Annotated in this window: 14 protein-coding genes and 1 pseudogene; 8 read left to right on the plus strand and 7 right to left on the minus strand. The window is 72.6% G+C overall.

The genetic code is table 11. The annotated features are described in order from the left end of the window. The first annotated feature begins 99 nt into the window (after window positions 1-99). Window positions 100-1263, plus strand: a complete 1164-nt coding sequence (locus ACFWVP_RS05240) for a glycosyltransferase (RefSeq protein ID WP_384493743.1) — start codon at window positions 100-102, stop codon at window positions 1261-1263. 12 nt (window positions 1264-1275) lie between these two features. Here ACFWVP_RS05240 and ACFWVP_RS05245 read toward each other — a convergent pair whose 3' ends face one another. The 3 genes from ACFWVP_RS05245 to ACFWVP_RS05255 are packed head-to-tail and all read right to left on the minus strand — an operon-like array spanning window position 1276 to window position 5074. After that, window positions 1276-2115, minus strand: a complete 840-nt coding sequence (locus ACFWVP_RS05245) for a glycosyltransferase family 2 protein (RefSeq protein WP_384493744.1) — start codon at window positions 2113-2115, stop codon at window positions 1276-1278. Continuing rightward, window positions 2112-2819: a hypothetical protein gene (locus tag ACFWVP_RS05250; RefSeq protein WP_384493745.1), complete on the minus strand. Its 708-nt coding sequence runs from the start codon at window positions 2817-2819 to the stop codon at window positions 2112-2114. The genes ACFWVP_RS05245 and ACFWVP_RS05250 overlap by 4 nt, the downstream gene beginning before the upstream one ends. After that, window positions 2819-5074, minus strand: a complete 2256-nt coding sequence (locus ACFWVP_RS05255) for a LamG domain-containing protein (RefSeq protein ID WP_384493747.1) — start codon at window positions 5072-5074, stop codon at window positions 2819-2821. Before ACFWVP_RS05255 ends, ACFWVP_RS05250 begins: the two co-directional genes overlap by 1 nt. A 167-nt stretch (window positions 5075-5241) precedes the next feature. Here ACFWVP_RS05255 and ACFWVP_RS05260 point away from each other — a divergent pair. Further along, window positions 5242-5427: pseudogene (locus ACFWVP_RS05260) on the plus strand (helix-turn-helix domain-containing protein); the annotation flags it as partial. On the opposite strand, the gene ACFWVP_RS05265 reads toward ACFWVP_RS05260, so the two are convergent. Together ACFWVP_RS05265 and gmd are read right to left on the minus strand one after the other, a co-directional pair. Next, a complete protein-coding gene (locus tag ACFWVP_RS05265) occupies window positions 5385-5543 on the minus strand; it encodes a hypothetical protein (RefSeq protein WP_384494011.1) in 159 nt (52 codons plus the stop codon). The pseudogene ACFWVP_RS05260 and the gene ACFWVP_RS05265 sit on opposite strands and share 43 nt — an antisense overlap. Next, complete coding sequence (gene gmd / locus ACFWVP_RS05270; RefSeq protein WP_384493749.1) at window positions 5540-6553, minus strand: GDP-mannose 4,6-dehydratase; 1014 nt, start codon at window positions 6551-6553, stop codon at window positions 5540-5542. Before gmd ends, ACFWVP_RS05265 begins: the two co-directional genes overlap by 4 nt. 114 nt (window positions 6554-6667) lie before the next feature. Between gmd and ACFWVP_RS05275 the strand changes: the two genes are divergently transcribed. After that, window positions 6668-7651, plus strand: coding sequence for a GDP-L-fucose synthase family protein (locus tag ACFWVP_RS05275; RefSeq protein ID WP_384493750.1), 984 nt, complete (start codon window positions 6668-6670; stop codon window positions 7649-7651). Window positions 7652-7710: 59 nt separating this feature from the next. Here the strand turns inward: ACFWVP_RS05275 and ACFWVP_RS05280 are convergent, their stop codons facing one another. Beyond that, the gene (locus ACFWVP_RS05280) at window positions 7711-9246 is read right to left on the minus strand and encodes a sugar transferase (RefSeq protein ID WP_384493751.1); all 1536 of its coding nucleotides are present in this window, start codon (window positions 9244-9246) and stop codon (window positions 7711-7713) included. 476 nt (window positions 9247-9722) lie between these two features. Between ACFWVP_RS05280 and ACFWVP_RS05285 the strand changes: the two genes are divergently transcribed. Then, the gene (locus ACFWVP_RS05285) at window positions 9723-9935 is read left to right on the plus strand and encodes a hypothetical protein (RefSeq protein ID WP_384493753.1); all 213 of its coding nucleotides are present in this window, start codon (window positions 9723-9725) and stop codon (window positions 9933-9935) included. Window positions 9936-9968: 33 nt separating this feature from the next. Here the strand turns inward: ACFWVP_RS05285 and ACFWVP_RS05290 are convergent, their stop codons facing one another. Then, the gene (locus ACFWVP_RS05290; protein ID WP_384493754.1) at window positions 9969-10976 is read right to left on the minus strand and encodes a helix-turn-helix domain-containing protein; all 1008 of its coding nucleotides are present in this window, start codon (window positions 10974-10976) and stop codon (window positions 9969-9971) included. A gap of 294 nt (window positions 10977-11270) precedes the next feature. Between ACFWVP_RS05290 and ACFWVP_RS05295 the strand changes: the two genes are divergently transcribed. The 4 genes from ACFWVP_RS05295 (at window position 11271) to ACFWVP_RS05310 (ending at window position 17864) form a co-directional block, all read left to right on the plus strand. Then, window positions 11271-11477, plus strand: coding sequence for a hypothetical protein (locus tag ACFWVP_RS05295; RefSeq protein WP_384493756.1), 207 nt, complete (start codon window positions 11271-11273; stop codon window positions 11475-11477). A gap of 62 nt (window positions 11478-11539) precedes the next feature. Continuing rightward, window positions 11540-13438 (plus strand): BTAD domain-containing putative transcriptional regulator, encoded by a 1899-nt coding sequence (locus ACFWVP_RS05300; protein WP_384493757.1) that lies wholly within the window; start codon window positions 11540-11542, stop codon window positions 13436-13438. Window positions 13439-13603: 165 nt separating this feature from the next. Next, window positions 13604-15844 carry a TOMM precursor leader peptide-binding protein gene (locus ACFWVP_RS05305; RefSeq protein ID WP_384493759.1) on the plus strand — a complete coding sequence of 747 codons (2241 nt, stop codon included), beginning with the start codon at window positions 13604-13606 and terminating at the stop codon, window positions 15842-15844. Beyond that, the gene (locus tag ACFWVP_RS05310) at window positions 15834-17864 is read left to right on the plus strand and encodes a TOMM precursor leader peptide-binding protein (RefSeq protein WP_384493761.1); all 2031 of its coding nucleotides are present in this window, start codon (window positions 15834-15836) and stop codon (window positions 17862-17864) included. The genes ACFWVP_RS05305 and ACFWVP_RS05310 overlap by 11 nt, the downstream gene beginning before the upstream one ends. The last annotated feature ends 18 nt before the right edge of the window (window positions 17865-17882 follow it).

Here is a 17882-nt window from a genome sequence, read left to right on the forward strand (position 1 = left end):
CGGGATCAGTGAACCGCTGAACACTCTAACGAATCGGCCCACGTGAGGGGGCTCGATGACTACCCTGTGAATTATTGGCCGCAGTCGAGGGGAACTCTGGTGAAAGTCCTGCACGTTGTCACGCTCCACACCCCGGACCACGCCTTCGGCGGGCCGACCCGGGTGGCGTTCAACCTCTCCAAGGTCCAGCGGGCGAACGGCGACGACGCACGCGTCATGGCCCTCGGCGACGGCTTCCCCGACGGCGAACTCCCAAGCCAGGTGGAGGGAGTTCCCGTTCATCTCTTCCAGGCACGGCACCTGCTCCCGATGTTCGAGGTCAGTGGCATCACCTCCGCCGCGTTGCTGCGCACCGCACGCCGCATGATGCGCGGCGCCGACCTCGTACACGTCCATCTGATGCGGGACCTGGTGACCCTGCCGGCGGCGCTCCTCGCGCTCGCGACCCGCACACCCCTGGTCGTCCAGACCCACGGCATGATCGACCCCACCGAGAAGAAGGTCGCCCAGCTCACCGACGTCCTCGGGGTCCGCAAGGTGCTGCGCGAGGCCGACGCCGTCCTGCACCTCACCGAGATGGAGCGGGTCGACGTGAACGCCGTCGCAGCTCCCGTACCGCTCACCCGTACCGTACGGCTGGTCAACGGTGTCCGCCCGCAGGAGCGCAAGCCCTCCCGCGACCCCGGCCGCCCGCCGACCGTGCTGTACCTCGCCCGCATCCAGGAGCGCAAGCGGCCCGAGGACTTCATCGCCGCGATGCCGCACGTCCTCGCCCGCCACCCGGACGCCCGCTTCGTGCTGGCCGGCCCGGACACCGGCGCGCTGGCCGGCACCCTCGCCCTCGCCCGGAAGCTGGGCGTCACGGACTCCCTCGACCACGTGGGCCCGCTGGAGCACGACGAGGTCCTCGCCGCCGGGCGCGAGGCCGACGTATACGTGCTGCCGGCGATCGAGGAGCCGTTCCCTGTCTCGGTCCTGGAGGCGATGTCGGTCGGCACTCCGGTCGTCATCACCCGCACCTGCGGGCAAGGCCCCGATGTGTCGGGGGCCGGTGCGGGCCGGGTCATCGACAGCCGGGTCGGCGAGGACGCGGCCAACGCCCGTAAGGTCGCCGGCGCGATCCTTGAACTCCTGGAGCCGGAGGCCGCCGAGCAGGCGGGCAAGGCCGCCTGGCAGCTGGTCAACGACCAGTTCACCATCGAGGCCGTCACCGCCACCCTCCGGCGGACCTACGAGGACGTGGTCCGCCGGAGGCGAGGGTGAGGTCTTGGCCTGTCAACGTACGGGCTTCTCGCGGGACTTCAGCGCGATCTGCCAGCGGTAGAAACTCATCGCCAGCGCGAAGTCCAGACCGGCCCGCCCGTCCAGGAAGCCCCGCCGGTAGACGTACATGTAGGCGAAGGACACCAGCGGCTTGAACGGCGCCTTGTGGAAGAGCTGCCCCTGACGGGACTTGACCTTCCGCACCTGCTCCTTGACCTCGGGGTGGTGCTCCAGCCAGGCCTCCCAGTCCGAGTAGCGGTTGTGCCGCTCGAACCAGGCGGTGACCGGGTCCAGGTCCTGGTGCTCGATGGGGTTCCGCAGCGAGCCGGCCGTCGCCGCCACCGGCTGGTAGTGCCCCTCGACCTCCCCGATCCCGGGCGCGGCCAGGTCACCGACCTCCGGGTAGTGGCAGCGGGTGCGGTCCGTCAGCGACCGCTTGCGGATGGTGTAGCCGTGCCGCAGCCGCTTGCCCGAGAACCAGTAGCCCAGCGGGATGTCGTACGCGGCCGGCCTGTCACCGGCCGGGTCGGCGAAGACCTGCCGCAGCTCGGCCAGGAGCCCCGGACTCAGCCGCTCGTCGCCGTCCAGCAGCAGGATCCAGTCCAGGTCCGTGCGGACGTTCTCCAGGCACCACTGCTTCTTGCGCGGATGGCCCCCGTCCCAGGTGTACGTGACCACCTCGGCCCCGCACTCCTCGGCGATCTTCGCCGTGTCGTCCGTGCTGTGGGAGTCCACGACGACGACCGCCTCGAAGTGGCCGAGCACCGACTTCACCGCCTCGGCGATGTTCAGGCCCTCGTTCTTCGTGGGGATCGCCACGGCGATGGGGAGCTTGGCGGGGAGCTTGCTCAACTGTTGTCTCCTTCGGGCAACCAGGCGTAGCAGCCTGTGGAGGTGAACGTGCGGGCGGACTCGGGGACGGTGAGCTCCACCCGCTTCCCGGTGTCGGAGGATCCCGACACCAGGGCCTTGCCGTTCGCCCCCGTCAGCTGCCAGCTGCAGTCCTCGGTGGGCGAGGGGGCGTGGTAGCGGCCCGGCCGGAGCTTCCTGCCGGTGTGCGTGCCGTCGGCGTAACCCAGCGCCGCCTCGTCCACCAGGTCCTGGTGCTGGGGGCAGAGGTGCGCCACCGCCGGTTTCGCGTCGGCCACCTCGCCGGTGAGGACCGCGCCGACGGCGATGTCCCGGTCGGCCCTGACCAGGTAGCGGAGCCGGTCGCAGGTCTCCTGGCCGGTCTGGAGCACGGCGGCCGGGTCCATCCCCTTCGGGACGCGGTCGGTCAGGTACTCCTTCTGCTTCTCGGTGAAGGAGCCCGTGGCCGGGGTGATCCCCGAGGCGGGCTCCTTCGGAGCCGCGCTCGTCGTCCCGCCGTCAGGGGCGGCCGGCCCTGACGAGGTGGAGGGTTCTGCCGCCGGGCCGGCGACGGCGGGCGCGGAGGCGGAGGTGGACGGCTTGGCGCCCGCGGCTGCCTTCTCGCTCCCGCCGTCGGACGAGCCGCAGGCGGCCAGCGCCGCCGTCGCGAGAGCGACGACGGCGCCGGCCAGGAACGGATGCCTCATCAGCCCGTCCTGAGGGCGTAGTGCGCGCTGATCTGGGAAGAGGTCAGCGCGGTCGGGTACACGGCGGTCTCGTCGATCTGCCCGGCGAAGAAGTTGCTGGTCGGACGGTTGGCCCAGTTGTTCAGGTTGTCCCCGCCGACCCGCCAGTAGCCGGGGTAGTTCTCGTTGGTGGTGTAGAGGAAGTTGGCGGCCCGCAGCTGCCCGTCGACGTACAGCGCGATGCCGCCGGTGCCCTGGGTGGCGACGACGTGGTGCCAGTTGCCGTCGTTGAAGGCGCCGGACGTGGTGATGGTGCGGCGGCCTCCGCTGTGGACCCCGAAGACCAGCCGGCCGTCGTTGGCCATGTACACGTGCTTGTCGAAGCGGGTGCTGTTCTGCATGGTCAGGTTGCCGAACCCGATGATCTTGCCGCCCCGGGTGGTGGTGGTCTTGATCCAGGTCTCCACGGAGAACCGGGTGGGCTGCGGGTGCTGCCTGTTGCTGTAGGCGTACTCGCTGCCGCCGTCGAAGCCGATCGCGGTCGAGTCACCGGCGACGGCGGCCGGGGTCTGCCGGTAGGCGGGCGCGTTGCGCAGGAAGCCGTTGTTCATCCCGCCCGTCGTGTCGGACGCGAAGGTGGACGTGCCCTCGTCGTAGCGCCAGTACAGCTGGGCTCCGTCGGACAGCACCCGGGCCGGGTAGGGCTCCTTCGTGGCGGCGACGGTCGCCGACTGGGCGGGGGACTTGGCACTGGTGTTGGTGCCGTCACTCACACTGATGCGGTAGGAGTGGGTCTCGCCCGCCGCCACCTCGGTGTCGGTCCACTTCAGCTGCGGCCGGTCCCAGAAGAGCGAGTACCCCGTCGTGGTGTGGACGGGTGTGCTCGCCCCGTCCTTGTAGATCCGGTAGGTCAGCTCCCCGTCGTCCGTGTCGAAACTGGTCTGCCAGTTCACGTCGATCTGCCCCGGAGTGACCGTCGAGAGGCTGACGTTGGGCACCCACGGCGCCCCGGTGTCCGGACCGTCGGCGAAGCGGGTCAGACCCTGCTGCCCCCCGCCGTTGACGGTGGTGAACTCCCCGCCGACCCACAGGTAGTGGCGGCCGCCCTTGTCGGTCTGGGCCATCACCCGGGGTCCGACGGGCTCACCGATGCCGTCGTTCGTGTCCGGGAACCAGGGCAGCAGCGTCGGGTCGTCGACGGACTGGGCCAGCAGGTGCTTGCGCGGCTGGTCCGGGAATCCGCCCATGCTGGCGCAGTCATGGGCGTGGCTTCCGCTGTACAGCACGCCCGAGTGGACCAGGACGGCCTGGGTGGCGCCCAGGCAGGTGTCCCGCCAGCGCTGCTGGTAGTCGTCGAGGTCGATGGCGATGCGGCCGTCGAAGACCCCGCCGCCGGTTCCCTCGTTGGCGGTGTAGAGGCCGGTCGCGTCCGTCGTGAGGTCCTGCACCGTGGAGGTGTTCGGGATGAAGCCCGGGTAGCTCTTGGTCAGCGCCCCCGTGGTGGCGTCGACCACGGCCAGCGCGTGGGAGGTGGTGCCGTTCACTGTGAAGAAGTCACCGCCGAGCGCCACGTGCTGTCCGTCGGGCGTCACCTGCACGGCCCGGGCGACCTCGTCGGCGTTGGCCGTCCAGGGGAGCAGGTCGGCGCCCGACGCGGTGACGGCGGCGAATTTGTTCCTGGTCTGGCCGCCCGCGCTGTTGAAGTCACCGCCCAGGTAGACGGTGTCCGCGGTGGCGTCCAGGGCCCGCACCGTCGCGGAGACGGAGATCTTGAAGTCCTGGCGCACGGTGCAGGTCGCCGTGTCGATGGCCGCGACATTGCTGACGCCCTCCCCGTTCACCGCCCCGAACTGTCCGCCCGCGTAGAGCGTCTGGCCGTCGGGCGACAGTGCCAGTGCCCGGACGGTGGCGGTCCCGGAGGACATCGTGAACGACAGGTCGCACCCCGTCGGCGCGCCGGTCGCCGCGTCGAACGCGGCGAAGTTCACGGCCGGCTGCTCGGAGGTGCCGGCCGGCGCGTCCGGCGGCCGGACGGTGGAGAAGGTGCCGCCGGCGTACACGACGCCGTTGTCCGCGGCGGCCAGCGACCAGACGATGCCGTTGGTCTGCCAGGTGGTGAGATCGTCCGCGGTGAGCGCCACCGGCGGTGTCAGCGCCACCGCCGGGGAGGCCCCGGCCGCGGTCGCGGACAGGGCTCCGGCGAACAGGCAGAGCGCGGCGGAGGCGGCCCGCACACGGCCACGTCCCCCGAGTCCCCGCCCCGTACTTCCGTTCATCTGATTCCTCCATGGATACTCCGCCGTTCACGGCGGAGAGGAAACGGGCTCCTGCGGAGCAGGGCGTCGAACTGGGGTCCGTCGCCAAGGCGGACCGCAGTGTCCTGACTCGCAGTTTTGGTCACCATGCGTGTTCGTACTGGTTTGTCGGCGTGACGGTGAAGCGCGTGAAGCGGGCGTTCAGGTACCGCTTCCACCCGGTCGATGCGCAGGCTGTGGAACTGTCGCGGACGTTCGGGTGTGTGCGGAAGGTCTACAACCCGGCCCTTGCCGCCCGCACCGAGGCGTGGGCGCGTGGGGAACGGGTCGATTACAGCGCCACATCGTCGATGCTGACGGCGTGGAAGAGGACCGGCGGGGTGTGTGCGGCGGCCGGGGGAGCGGCGACAGCGCTCGGCGCTCCCACCGCGAGGCCGAGGACCTCGGTGAACCCCCCGCCCGTGCGTCCGAGACGTCCGGGTCCTCTCATCGGTCCACCCGCACGGCCGCTCCGGTCAACTGGTCGGCCAGCAGCCGGATGTCCGCGTCGACCATGATCCTGGCCAGCTCCTGGGACTTCACGTCGGGCTTCCAGCCGAGCAGATCCTCGGCCTTGGACGCGTCACCGATCAGCGCGTCCACCTCGCTGGGGCGCTCGTACTTCGGGTCGTAGCGGACGTGCTCCGCCCAGTCCAGGCCCGCGTGCTCGAAGGCGTACTCGAGGAACTGCCGGACGCTGACCCCCACGCCGGTGGCCACCACGTAGTCGTCGGGGGTGTCGCACTGGAGCATCCGCCACATCGCCTCCACGTACTCGGGGGCGTATCCCCAGTCCCGTACGGCGTCGAGGTTGCCCAGGTGCAGCCGGTCCTGGAGTCCCGCCTTGATCCGGGCCACCCCGCGGGTGATCTTGCGCGTCACGAACGTCTCGCCGCGGCGCGGGGACTCGTGGTTGAACAGGATCCCGTTGACGGCGAACATGTCGTACGCCTCACGGTAGTTGACCGTGGCCCAGTACGAGTAGACCTTGGCCACGCTGTACGGACTGCGCGGGTGGAAGGGCGTTCTCTCGTTCTGCGGGGGCGGGTTGGCGCCGAACATCTCGGAGGACGACGCCTGGTAGATCCGGGTCTCGATGCCGCTGGCGCGAACCGCTTCCAGGAGTCGGATGGTGCCGAGTCCGGTGACGTCGCCGGTGTACAGCGGCGCGTCGAAGGATACCCGGACGTGCGACTGGGCACCCAGGTTGTAGACCTCGTCGGGGCGTATGTCACGCAGCAGGTTCACGAGGGCGACGCCGTCGGACAGGTCGGCGTGATGGAGCACGAAGGATCGATTCGCTTCCTCGGGCCCCTGGTAGATGTGGTCGATCCGCTCCGTGTTGAAGCTGGACGAACGGCGTATCAGGCCGTGGACCGTGTACCCCTTCTCCAGCAGCAGCTCCGCCAGGTACGAACCGTCCTGACCGGTCACGCCCGTGATGAACGCGGTTTTTGCCATGACTCCCCCCTTCTGTGGTCGCCCGATGGGCGGTTGGTTCACCGAAATATCTTGATCTGGGCGCATTGCGGCAAAAGGTCACCGAAGCGCGGTACGGCTGACACAATCCGAGCCATGACGACTGATCTCCCCGGCCCCTCCCAGGCATCCGCCCGCCCCCTCCTGCGACCCGGCGCCCGCATATTCGTCGCGGGCCACCGCGGTCTCGTCGGCTCGGCGCTGGTGCGCCGTCTCACCGCCGACGGGCACGAGGTGATCACCCGCGGCCGGGAAAACCTCGACCTGCGCGACGCGGAGGCGACCGGGGCCTTTCTGCGGGACGTCCGCCCGGACGCCGTGGTCGTGGCCGCCGCCAAGGTGGGCGGGATCATGGCCAACAGCACCTACCCGGTGCAGTTCCTGGAGGAGAACCTGCGCATCCAGCTCAGCGTGATCGCCGGCGCGCACGCCGCCGGGACCGAGCGACTGCTCTTCCTCGGCTCGTCCTGCATCTACCCCAAGCTCGCCCCGCAGCCGATCCGCGAGGACTCGCTGCTCACCGGCCCGCTGGAGCCGACCAACGAGGCCTACGCACTGGCAAAGATCGCCGGGATCGTGCAGGTCCAGTCCTACCGCCGGCAGTACGGCGCCTCGTACATCAGCGCCATGCCCACCAACCTCTACGGCCCCGGGGACAACTTCGACCTGGAGTCCTCGCACGTGCTGCCCGCCCTGATCCGCCGCTTCCACGAGGCGAAGCGGGACGGGGCGCCCGAGGTCACGCTGTGGGGATCCGGCAGCCCCCGCCGCGAGTTCCTGCACGTGGACGACCTCGCCACCGCGTGCGCACGACTCCTGGCGGTCTACGACGGCGACGAGCCGGTCAACATCGGCTGCGGCGACGACCTCACCATCCGGGAACTCGCCGAGACGGTCCGAGACGTGACGGCCTATCAGGGGCGCATCGCCTGGGACACCTCGAAGCCCGACGGCACCCCGCGCAAGCTCCTCGACGTGTCCCGCCTCTCCTCCCTCGGCTTCGAGCCGCAGATCCCGCTGCGGGACGGCATCGCCCGCACGTACGCCTGGTGGCTCGGTCAGCTCGCACCGCGCGGCTGACCGCCCGGCCCGGTGGCCACGGTGGCCCTGGACTTCCCGCACGCGTTCCCCCACCGCTCTCAGTACGCCCCGCGGCCGTCGGTGACGGCACGCACCGTACGGGCGAGGAGGCCCATGTCCGTGGCCACCGACCAGTTGTCGACGTACCAGAGGTCCAGCGACACCGTCTCCTGCCAGGACAGGTCCGAACGCCCGCTGACCTGCCACAGGCCGGTCAGCCCCGGTCTGACGGCCAGCCGCCGCAGCTCCCGCTCGTCGTAGCGCGAGACCTCCTCCGGCAGCGGAGGACGCGGGCCTACCAGGGACATGTCACCCCGTAGGACGTTGAGGAGCTGCGGGAGCTCGTCGACGGACGTCCGGCGCAGCGCGTGGCCGATCCGGGTGACCCGCGGGTCGCGACGCATCTTGAACATCGGACCCTCGCTCTCGTTCGCCGCCGAGAGCTGCTCCCTGCGCGACTCCGCGTCGGCCACCATCGTGCGGAACTTCCACATGGTGAACGGCCTGTTGTGGCGCCCGTGACGGGTCTGCCGGTGGAAGACGGGCCCGGGTGAGGTGAGCCGCACCGCCAGTGCGACGCAGAAGAGCACCGGCGCGAGCACCAGCAGTCCGAGCGCCGCGCCGCCCCGGTCGACGACGGCCTTGAGCACCGCCTGCGCACCGCGCCGCAGCGGCGGCGCGACGTGCAGCAGCGTCAGCCCCGCCACGGAGGTCGGGCGCACCCGGGCCGCGGCGATCCCCGACAGCTCCGAGAGGACGCAGAGCGCGAGCCCGCTGTCGTGCAGACCCCACGACAGCCGGCGCAGCCGGTCGTCGTCGAGCCGCGGGCCGGGCGCGAGGAGCACCAGGTCCGCGTCATGGGTGAGGGCCCCGCCGAGCACGGTGGACACGTCGTCGTGGGCCCGCTCGGGAGCGAGCCGCCCGGGTACGGGCATCCCGCAGTTCGGTACCGCCGGTCCCACCGGAACCGCCGCCACCACCGCGTACGCGTGGTCCGTACGGGAGTTGAGCAGGCCGATCGTACGGTCCAGCCCCGCCGCCTCGCCGACCACCAGCACCCGCCGGGCCGCTCCACGACGGGCGGACAGCCGACGGGCCGTCGCCCCGGCGAGCACCGCCACGGCCGGACCGGGCACCAGGGCCGCGACGGCGGTCGCCGGGTCCAGGGACCCGCCCGTCACGGCCAGGAGCACGGCGAGCAGCCCTACGAGCACCAGCCAGTCGCCCAGCGGATTCCCCCGGACCCGTCCGGCGTCCCGTGCCGCGTACCGGCCGCGCGCGGCGCGCACGACGGCCCAGGCCGTCGCGGCCACCGCTGCGGCGATCGGTGCCCCCGGCTGGTCACCGGCGCGCAGCACCAGCAGGGCCGGAAATCCCAGCCCCAGTACGTCCGTCAGGACCAGGAGCGGCAGGTGCCGTCCCGGCTTCCGCTTCGCTCCCGGCCGGTCCACGCGGTCGCGCGGCACGGCCGGGGCCGTCCACAACTCCTCCGGAGTCGCCGGACGGCTCCGGGCCGTGGCGGTACGCGGCCGTGGCGCGCCCGCGAACCCCACGGTCCCGGATATATCCGATTCAGGTATTTCGACATGCCCCATGAACCCCCCAGCCACAGTTGCATCCCCACAAACGGGGCGCATCCGTCGATCCAGGGGATGACGGATGCGCCCTCGCTCGGTGCACGATATCCACACACGTGCCATTTCGCTGGAGTTCTCGTGAAGTTCAGGCGGCCGGATCGCCCGGCTCCCGCCGCATTCCGCATTGGATCTCCGGGCCTGTGCGCAGTTGTCGGTATCTGGTGGTTTCCGGCAAGCGCTTGAGCAGGGTGTCGGGAGGCGTGAACCGCGCCGCCGCGTTCCCGCGCGCCTCGCCGACGGCCTGACGCGGGTCCCGTCGCCCCGAAGTTCCGCGTGGTGCGCGGGAGTTGCGAACGCGAATTAGGGGGGCGCGAGGGCCCGTTCCCCCGTTCGTGGACAGGTTCGTTCCTGTGTGCGGGCGGGTGGGGTCTGTCCGGCGTGCCCGGTATATCCGTATGCTCCTGACCGGCCTGTACGCCGTATCAGGAGGTTTCATGCCATCTCGCGCGATGTACTGCTACACCTGCGGCTCCGACGAGGAACACCGGTCACTCACCGGCAACGAGAAGGACTGGCTCAGGAGCCGCACGGGCCGCAAGGCCGTCGAGGAGTTCTTCATGTGCAAGGCGCCCGAGTGCCGCAATCTGCGCACCGGCTTCAACAAGCACCCCTTCGACCCCGTCATCCGCGTCCCCCTGCCCGACTGACCTCCCGGCGGTGCGCACGGGCGAACCCGCCGCTCAGGACGTCGGGCCCCCGGCCGGTAGATAGCCCTGCCGCACCGCGTGGACACCGGCCTGGAAGCGGCTGCGGGCTTCGAGGTCGCCCATCAGGCCGGTGGCGATGCGGCGGGCGGTGCGCGGGGAGACACCCAGACGTTTGGCTATGGCCTCGTCCGTGTATCCCCGCGCCAGCAGCCGCAGGGCCTCGTCCTGCTGACGGGTCAGCGAACACGCCTCGTGCCTCTCGGCCGGGCCGAGCGGCTGGGCCTGCCCCCACACGCTTTCGAACAGGGCTTCCAAGGCCGCGATGAGCCCCCGCCCCGACACGACGAGCGCGCCGAGCGAGGAGTCCTGGTCGTCCAGGGCCACCAGGGCGAGCCGGTGATCGGTGATGATCATGCGCGTGCTGAGGGAGGGCGCCGTGCGCGTCTCGCCGCCGATCGACGTCAGCCACTTGACGTGCGCGACCGTGGGGGCGTGATTGCGGATGCTGTCGAGATAGACCGTACGCATCCGGACACCACGGCCCAGCAGTTGCTGGTTGAGCGGCCGGGAGGCCCGCATGTTCTCCTCGGTCTGCGCACCGCCCGTGGCGAACGTGAGGATCTCCTCCTCCACCTCGGCGTGCAGCCGGGCCAGGTAGTCCCGGACGTGGTCCACGCCGTCCAGGTGGACCACCGGTGACTCGCCCGGCACGGGATGGGCCGGGGTGAACTCGCTGAGCAGCTCGGCCACCGCGGCCTCGCCCTCCTCCACCCGCTGCCTGCGCGCCGCGAGTTCGGCCCGCTGGCGGGCCAGCAGCAGCTCCAGGCCCAGCCGGGGATCGACCACGTGCATCCGCTGCGGGTCCCCGTCCGCCGCCGGGCGGACCAGTGACAGGCTGCGCAGCAGTCCGATGGCCCCGTCGAGCTGACCGGCGGTCAGCCCCAGCCGTGCACGGTGCTCCTCCGGACTCGTCCCGGGACGGTCGAGCATCGCCCGATACACCGTCTCCGCCACCGGGTCCAGACCCAACCGGTCAAGCATCGCCCCCCCTTGGCCCCCCTGGCCCCTCTCGTCCCAGATCATGGCACGGGTACCCCGCTTCGGACATGGGGCCCCTGGGGCCGGGGCGGGGCGCGGCGGCGGATTCCGTACGGCGGCCGCACTCGATCCGTACAGGAGGCGAAGGGCGTCCGGGCGGGATCCCGACGGCTCCCTGGACGAAAAGGGCCATGGCCCCATCGGTCCACCGGTCTGACCTTCACCGTGTCGTCACTTCCGTACAAAACTCACCATGCTGTGCATCGATCCCCACAGATGGTCGGAAGGGCTCCTCACATGCTCCGTGCTCACCGCTCCTCCTGTCTGGCCTTCGCGGCCCTGATGCTGACCGGCTCCGCCCTTCTCGCCGGTGTCGTGCCCGCCCAGGCGACGGACGTCGGCGTCACCGCCACGCACGAGCCCTCCGGCCCGCCGCCCCAGACACCGGCTCGCCCCGATGTCCCTGGTCACGGGCCGAATCCCCACGACTTCGGCTGGCAGTAGGCGCGGCAGCCGTGCGGCTCGACCCGGCTGTGGCGGACCAGAGGGAGGAAGGGCGGACGACGGTGCGATTCCAACTGCTCGGTCCCCTGAGCATCACCGACGGGCGGGACGTCGTCGTGCTCCCGCCCTCCAAACCGACCGCGCTGCTGGCCGCTCTGCTGATCCGCCCCGGCTCGGTGGTGTCCACCGACCGTCTGCGCGGTGTGGTGTGGGGCGAGGAGCAGCCCGCGACGGCGAAGGCGGCCCTGCAGAGCTGCGTCCTGCGGCTGCGCCGGATCTTCGCCAAGTACGGCATCGAGGACCAGGCCGTCATGGCGGTCGCCGGCGGCTACCGCGTGCGGGCCGACGCCGAGACGCTCGACCTGCTGCACTTCCGTCAGCTCGTCGACCGTGCGGCCGCTTCCGGGGAGGAGGCTGAGCTGTACACGCTGCGGGCCGCCCTCGCGCTGTGGCAGGGTCCGCTGCTCGCCAACGTCCCTTCCGACCTCCTGCACCGCGACGAGGTGCCACGGCTGGCGGAGGAACGGCTGAGGGTCCTGGAACGGGTCTGCGACATCGAACTGGAGCACGGGCGCTGCCGCGAGACTCTCGTCGATCTTTGGGAGGTTACGCGCGTATACCCCGCCCACGAGCGGTTTTCCGAGCAGCTGATGCTGGCCCTGTACCGGACGGGCCGGCAGACCGAGGCCCTGGCCGAATACCGCAGGGTCAAGCGGCACCTGCGGGAGGAGCTGGGCGTCGACCCCCGGGCGGACCTCCAGCGGCTGGAGCTGTCGATCCTGCGCGGTGACGATCTCGGAACCCCCGACAACGGGCGCGCGCCGGTGAGCCTCGCGGCGCCCGTTCCCGTGGAGCCCGCTCCCGCACCGCCCGTCCCCGTGGCGCCCGCCGCCGCGACGCCTCGTGACGCGGCTGCCGACACCGGGCCGGTGCCCCTCGCCGCCCCGCTGCCGGCGGTGCCCTGCTTCACGGGTCGGGACGCCGAAGTCGAGGCGCTGGTGAGCCTCCTGACGGGTGACCGGCCGCCCGGCCCGACGGTCGTGGTGCTCTCCGGGGCGCCCGGCGTCGGCAAGACCGCCCTCGCGCTGCACGCGGCGCACCTGGTGGCCGACCACTACCCGGAGGGCTGCCTGCTGCTGTCGCCGACCCGCCCCGACGGGAGGGCCCTCCCGGTGCGGGAGGCCGCCGACGAACTGCGCCGTGCCCTGCCCGCGAGGGCGGGTGAGGGGCGCGGCCGCCTCCTCGTCCTCGACGACGTCGTCCACCCGGACCAGGTACGTCCGCTGCTGACCGCCAACGCGGGCGGCGCCGCGATCGTGACCAGCCGGATGGGTCTGGCCGCGCTCGTCGCCACCCACGGAGGCGCCGTCCTCCGGCTCGGCACCCTGGAACCCGAGGACTCGCACGCGCTGCTGACCGCCGTGCTGGGCGGCGCGCGGATCGGCGCCGAGCCCGCCGCCGCACGGCGACTCGCGTCCCTGTGCGGGCACTTCCCGCTCGCCCTGCGGATCGCCGCCGCCCGGCTGATCACCAGGCCCCGGCTGCGGATCGCCGACTGTGTGGACCGGCTGCGGCACGATCTGCCGGCCCGGCTGACGCTGGCCGACGACCCCCGTATGTCCGTTCCGCTCATCCTGGACGAGGCGCTGGACCGGCTGCCCTCACCGCTGGCCGAGGCCCACCTCCGGCTGGGGGCGTCGGCCCATGACCCCCTGACCACCGGGCGGGCGGCCGACGTCCTCGGCCTGTCGGAGGAGACGGCGGAGGCGGTGATGGAACGGCTCCTGGACGCCGGCCTGCTGGAGGAGGGCCTGCCCGGGGCCTTCCGCATGCACGAACTCCTGCGCGCGCACGCCCGCCGTGCCGTGCCCCGGTCCGCCCACCGCCCCACCGTGCTCCGCCCGCCCCGCCGCGAGGACAGCCGGCCGGCGGTCGACAGGCCCCCGGCCGCCCTGCGCTGACGGGCCGCGCCGCCGCGTACCGAACCGCCCGTCGCCCGTACCGCACCCGCCCGGTGCCGACCGGCGCCCGCCCCGTACCGACCGCACCGCCTCCCCGACCCGTGTACAGGCCCAGACCCCCGGGCCGCCCCCGCCCGACCACAGACCAAGAGGTGTGACGCACGCATGGCCACGACACCGTACGCAGAGACCGCAGGAACCAGGCCCCGGGTCCGCCGCGACGTCCTGTTCACCCAGACACCCGACGGCGTGATCTTCCACAACGCCGACGGCGGCTTCCAGCTCACCTCCAGGTCCGCCTACCGGTTCGCCACCCTCCTCGTCCCGCACCTGGACGGCACCAGATCCGTCGACGAGATCTGCCAGGGCTTCGGAGAACGGCAGAAGGCCATGGTGGGCGAACTCGTGAAAGCGCTCTACGCGCGTGGTTTCGCCCGCCCGGTCCCGGCACCGGGCGAAACGGGCTCGCCGGCGACCGTGCCCGCCGTCGCCGCCCGCTTCGCCCAGCAGATCGCGTACGTCGACCACTACGCCGACGGCGCCGAGGACCGGTTCGCGCGCTTCCGCGCCACCCGGGTCGCCGTCCTCGGCGACGGCCCGGTCGCCCGCTGGTGCGTGCTGTCCCTGATACGCAACGGCTGCGCGGCCGTCGCCTACGACTCCGCCCTCGCGGACGGCTCCGGAAGCGTGACGCCCGAGGAGTTCGCGACGATCCACCAGGAGGCGGCACAGCTCGCGGAGCAGGACTGCCCCGTCGAGATGACGCTCCTCCCGGCCGCCGCACCGTCGCAGCCCGGCTGGGCGGCCTACGACGGATACGACATCGTCGTGGCCGCTTCCGGGCCCGGCGCCCCCGGGACGGTGCTGCGCCTGCTGCGCGAGGGGGTGCCGGACGGCCGGACGCTGCTGCCCGCCTGGACGTTCGGCCGGAAGGCCGTTATCGGGCCGGTGATGACCTCCGGCTCCGAGGGCTGCTGGTCCTGCGCCGCCCTGCGGCTGGGCGGGGCCGGGGACCTGGCGTCGGACGCGGCCGCCGCGGACCTGTGGAGCGGTCTGGCCCTGGGCACCGGGACGTCGGGCGAACAGCCCGCGGGCCCGCTCACCGCGATGCTCGGCAACCTGCTCGGCTACGAGGTGTTCCGCCTGGTCACCGGTGCGCTGGCCGCCGAGACCCGGGGGCAGCTGCTGATCCAGGACATGGCGTCCTTCGACGTCGCGGCGGAGCCGCTGCTGCCCCACCCGCGCTGCCCCCACTGCGTCGGCAGCGCCCCCCGGGGCGGCCCGGAACCCGTCGATCTGACATCGGCCCCGACCCGCCCGGCTTTCCTCCCGACGGTCGCCACCGCCCCCGACGACGACGCCGCCGAGGGCCCCCTGGCCGAGCTGGAGCGCCGCTCCTCACTCGTCCGCCCGCACGCCGGGGTCTTCACCCGGTACGCGGACGAACCGCTGACCCAGACGCCCCTGAAGGTGGGCTCCCTGGTGCTCGGCCTGGGGCCGGGAGTCACCCGGACCGTCACGGCCTTCGACGTCCACCACACCGCGGGTGCCCGGCTGCGCGCGCTGAACGCCGCCGCCGTCGTCTACGCCGAACACGTCGTGCCCGCGGCACCTCTGGGGAGCACACAGGCCCGCCGGCTGCCCTCCGCGCTGACGACGGCGTCCGGCACCGGCGGTGCCGGGAGCACCGCGTGGGCCCTCGCCACCTCGCTCGTGACGAAGGAACAGGTGCTGGTTCCCGCCGGGGCCGTGCGCCCGTTCGGCCCGGACAACCGTGACCGGGGGTTCGAGCGGACGCGGGCCGGTGCGGGCGCGGGTGCGGACCTGCCGGAGGCCGCCGCCGCGGGCCTGCTGTCGGCACTCGCCCACGACGCCCTCCGACGGGCCGTCAGAGGCGTCGGGGAGACGGCGGTGATCCCGCCCTCGGCCTTCGGTGAGGACCCGGAGGTGACCTTCCTGCTGCGGTCAGCGGGCCATCTCGGCATCACCGCCGCCCTGTTCGACCTCGGCGAGCGTACGCACTCCGGCGCGTCCGTCGTCCTCGCCCGGACCACCGGGGACGCGACGACGCCCGCGTACTGGGCGGTGGGCGCGGCCCTGGACCTCGGGGCCGCCGCCGTCGACGCCCTGCGCGACCTGCTCGGCCAGGCACAGTTCGCCGCCGAGGGACTCGGCCTACCCGACACCGGCGACCCGCTGCTGCGCGACCTGGACCCCGCGCTGATCCCCGTCACCGCGAACGCCGGTGACGCGCCCGGGGAGCCCGCGGACTGGACCCGGCTCCTGGAACGTCTCGCCGCCGACGGACGGGACGCGCTCGTCGTGCCGACGCACGCCGGGGACCTGCCGACCGCCGGGATCCACACCGTCCGCGTCCTGCTCACGGTGGCCGCAGATGCCCGCTGAGACCATGGACCGGCGGCCCGGACAGGCGGACCCGCCCCGGCGGTCCGCCGCGCGGGCCGAGTCCTCCCGCCGCTTCGCCGGGGCCCTGCGGGAGGCTCTGGACGAGGTCCGCACGGCGCGCGTCCCGGCCGTCGCGGTGGGCGCCCTCGGCGTCCGGGACGCGTACACCGATCCCGCCGCACCGGGGGACCACGTACCGGTGTACCTGTACGGGCGTCAGGTGCTGGTCGGGCCGTGGCCCGCCGCCGGACGGGACACGGGGTGCGGGACCTGCCTGGAGCGCCGGTGGCAGGGGGTCCGCTCCGTGTCCCTGCGCGAAGGGCTCGAACTCGGCTCCGGCACCCGGTCGGTGGCCCCCTGGCCCTACGCCACCCCGTTCGCCGCCACCGCCGTGGCCGCACTGCTGGCCGCCCTCGCCGAGGAAGCCGCGGAAGCCGCGGAAGCCGCGGAAGCCGAGGGGGCCACGGGTGCCGCAGGAGCCGTGGAAGCCCAGCGCCCGCAGGCCGCCCGGGCTCCGTACCCCGACGTGCACCTCCTGGACCTGGACACCATGAACGTGCGCCGTCACCCGCTGGTGCCCGATCCGGAGTGTCCCTCCTGCGGAGCGCCCGGACCGGACACCGCCGAGGGCGCGGCCCTGACCCTGCGGCCCGCGCCCAAGTACCGGCCGGGTGCCTTCCGGGTCCGCCGATTGGAGGACCACGGCCTGCCGGTGGACGCCTTCGCCAACCCGCACTGGGGCGCGCTCGGACCGTCCGTCATCTGCGACGTCGCGTCCACCACGACCTCCGCCACCGTCGGCTGCTTCTCGACCCGCTCCGGCGCCTACCTGCGCGAGACCTTCTGGGGCGGCCACGCGGACAGCTTCGGCAGGAGTCTGCGCATCGGCGTCCTGGAAGGCCTGGAGCGGTACGCGGGCATGCGCGCCCGGAGCCGGACCACCGGACTCGTGGCCTCCCTCGACGACCTGGGCCCGGACGCCGTCGACCCCCGTGAGACCGGCCTGTACGCCGAGGAGTTCTACCGGGACAACCCCCGGGTGCGGCCCTTCACCCCCGACCGGGAGATCCCCTGGGTGTGGGGCTGGTCGCTGCGCGACGCCCGCCCGCGTCCCGTCCCCGAGATCCTCGCCTACTACCACGCACCCGGCCTGGAGAACCGGTTCGTGCAGGAGAGCTCCAACGGCTGCGCCTCCGGCGGCAGCCCGGAGGAGGCCGTCTACTTCGGGCTGATGGAGGTCATCGAACGGGACGCGTTCCTGCTCGCCTGGTACGGGCAGGTGCCGCTGACCGAGATCGACCCGGCGACCAGTACCCGCCCCGGCACCCGGCACATGGTGGACCGGCTCGCCATGTACGGCTACCGGGCCCGCTTCTTCGACACCCGGATCAGCTTCCCCGTCCCCGTCGTCACCGCCGTCGCCGAACGCTTCGACGGAGGCGTCGGCCGCATGTGCTTCGGCGCGGGCGCCGGGCTCGACCCGGAATCGGCCCTGGACTCCGCCCTCTGCGAGATCGCCACGGACTCGGTGAACCTCGTCGGCCGGACCCGGCGCGACGAGACCCGGCTGCGTGCCCTGGCCCAGGACTTCGACCAGGTCACCAGCCTCCACGACCACCCGCTCGTCTACGGCGTACCCGAGATGGGCGACCACGCCGACTTCCTGCTGCGGCAGCCGGACCCGCGCCCCCCGGTCGACGTCACCGGCCTGCGGTGGCCCGGCGCGGACGGCGCACCCGTCAGCCCGGACCTGCGGGAGGACCTGCTGCGGGCGGTGGGAGCCGTCACCGCCGCCGGGTTCGACGTGGTCGTCGTCGACCAGACCCTGCCCGAACAGCGCGCCCTGGGCCTGCACACCGTGAAGGTGCTGGTCCCCGGACTGATCCCGATCGACTTCGGCTGGTCCCGGCAGCGCGTCCGGCACATGCCCCGCACACGCACCGCGCCGCGTGAGGCCGGACTGCGCGACACCGACCTGACCGCCGACGGGCTCAACCCGGCCCCGCACCCGTTCCCGTGACGGACGTCCCTGCCGACC

This window comes from Streptomyces sp. NPDC058637 (assembly GCF_042717325.1).
GTDB lineage: Bacteria > Actinomycetota > Actinomycetes > Streptomycetales > Streptomycetaceae > Streptomyces.

Bases quoted from the DNA above. Each gene is read 5' to 3' on its own strand.
- ACFWVP_RS05250 (WP_384493745.1), bottom strand. From the start codon at position 2,819: ATGAGGCATCCGTTCCTGGCCGGCGCCGTCGTCGCTCTCGCGACGGCG.
- ACFWVP_RS05255 (WP_384493747.1), bottom strand. From the start codon at position 5,074: ATGAACGGAAGTACGGGGCGGGGACTCGGGGGACGTGGCCGTGTGCGG.
- ACFWVP_RS05265 (WP_384494011.1), bottom strand. From the start codon at position 5,543: ATGAGAGGACCCGGACGTCTCGGACGCACGGGCGGGGGGTTCACCGAG.
- gmd (WP_384493749.1), bottom strand. From the start codon at position 6,553: ATGGCAAAAACCGCGTTCATCACGGGCGTGACCGGTCAGGACGGTTCG.
- ACFWVP_RS05275 (WP_384493750.1), top strand. From the start codon at position 6,668: ATGACGACTGATCTCCCCGGCCCCTCCCAGGCATCCGCCCGCCCCCTC.
- ACFWVP_RS05280 (WP_384493751.1), bottom strand. From the start codon at position 9,246: ATGGGGCATGTCGAAATACCTGAATCGGATATATCCGGGACCGTGGGG.
- ACFWVP_RS05285 (WP_384493753.1), top strand. From the start codon at position 9,723: ATGCCATCTCGCGCGATGTACTGCTACACCTGCGGCTCCGACGAGGAA.
- ACFWVP_RS05290 (WP_384493754.1), bottom strand. From the start codon at position 10,976: ATGCTTGACCGGTTGGGTCTGGACCCGGTGGCGGAGACGGTGTATCGG.
- ACFWVP_RS05295 (WP_384493756.1), top strand. From the start codon at position 11,271: ATGCTCCGTGCTCACCGCTCCTCCTGTCTGGCCTTCGCGGCCCTGATG.
- ACFWVP_RS05305 (WP_384493759.1), top strand. From the start codon at position 13,604: ATGGCCACGACACCGTACGCAGAGACCGCAGGAACCAGGCCCCGGGTC.
- ACFWVP_RS05310 (WP_384493761.1), top strand. From the start codon at position 15,834: ATGCCCGCTGAGACCATGGACCGGCGGCCCGGACAGGCGGACCCGCCC.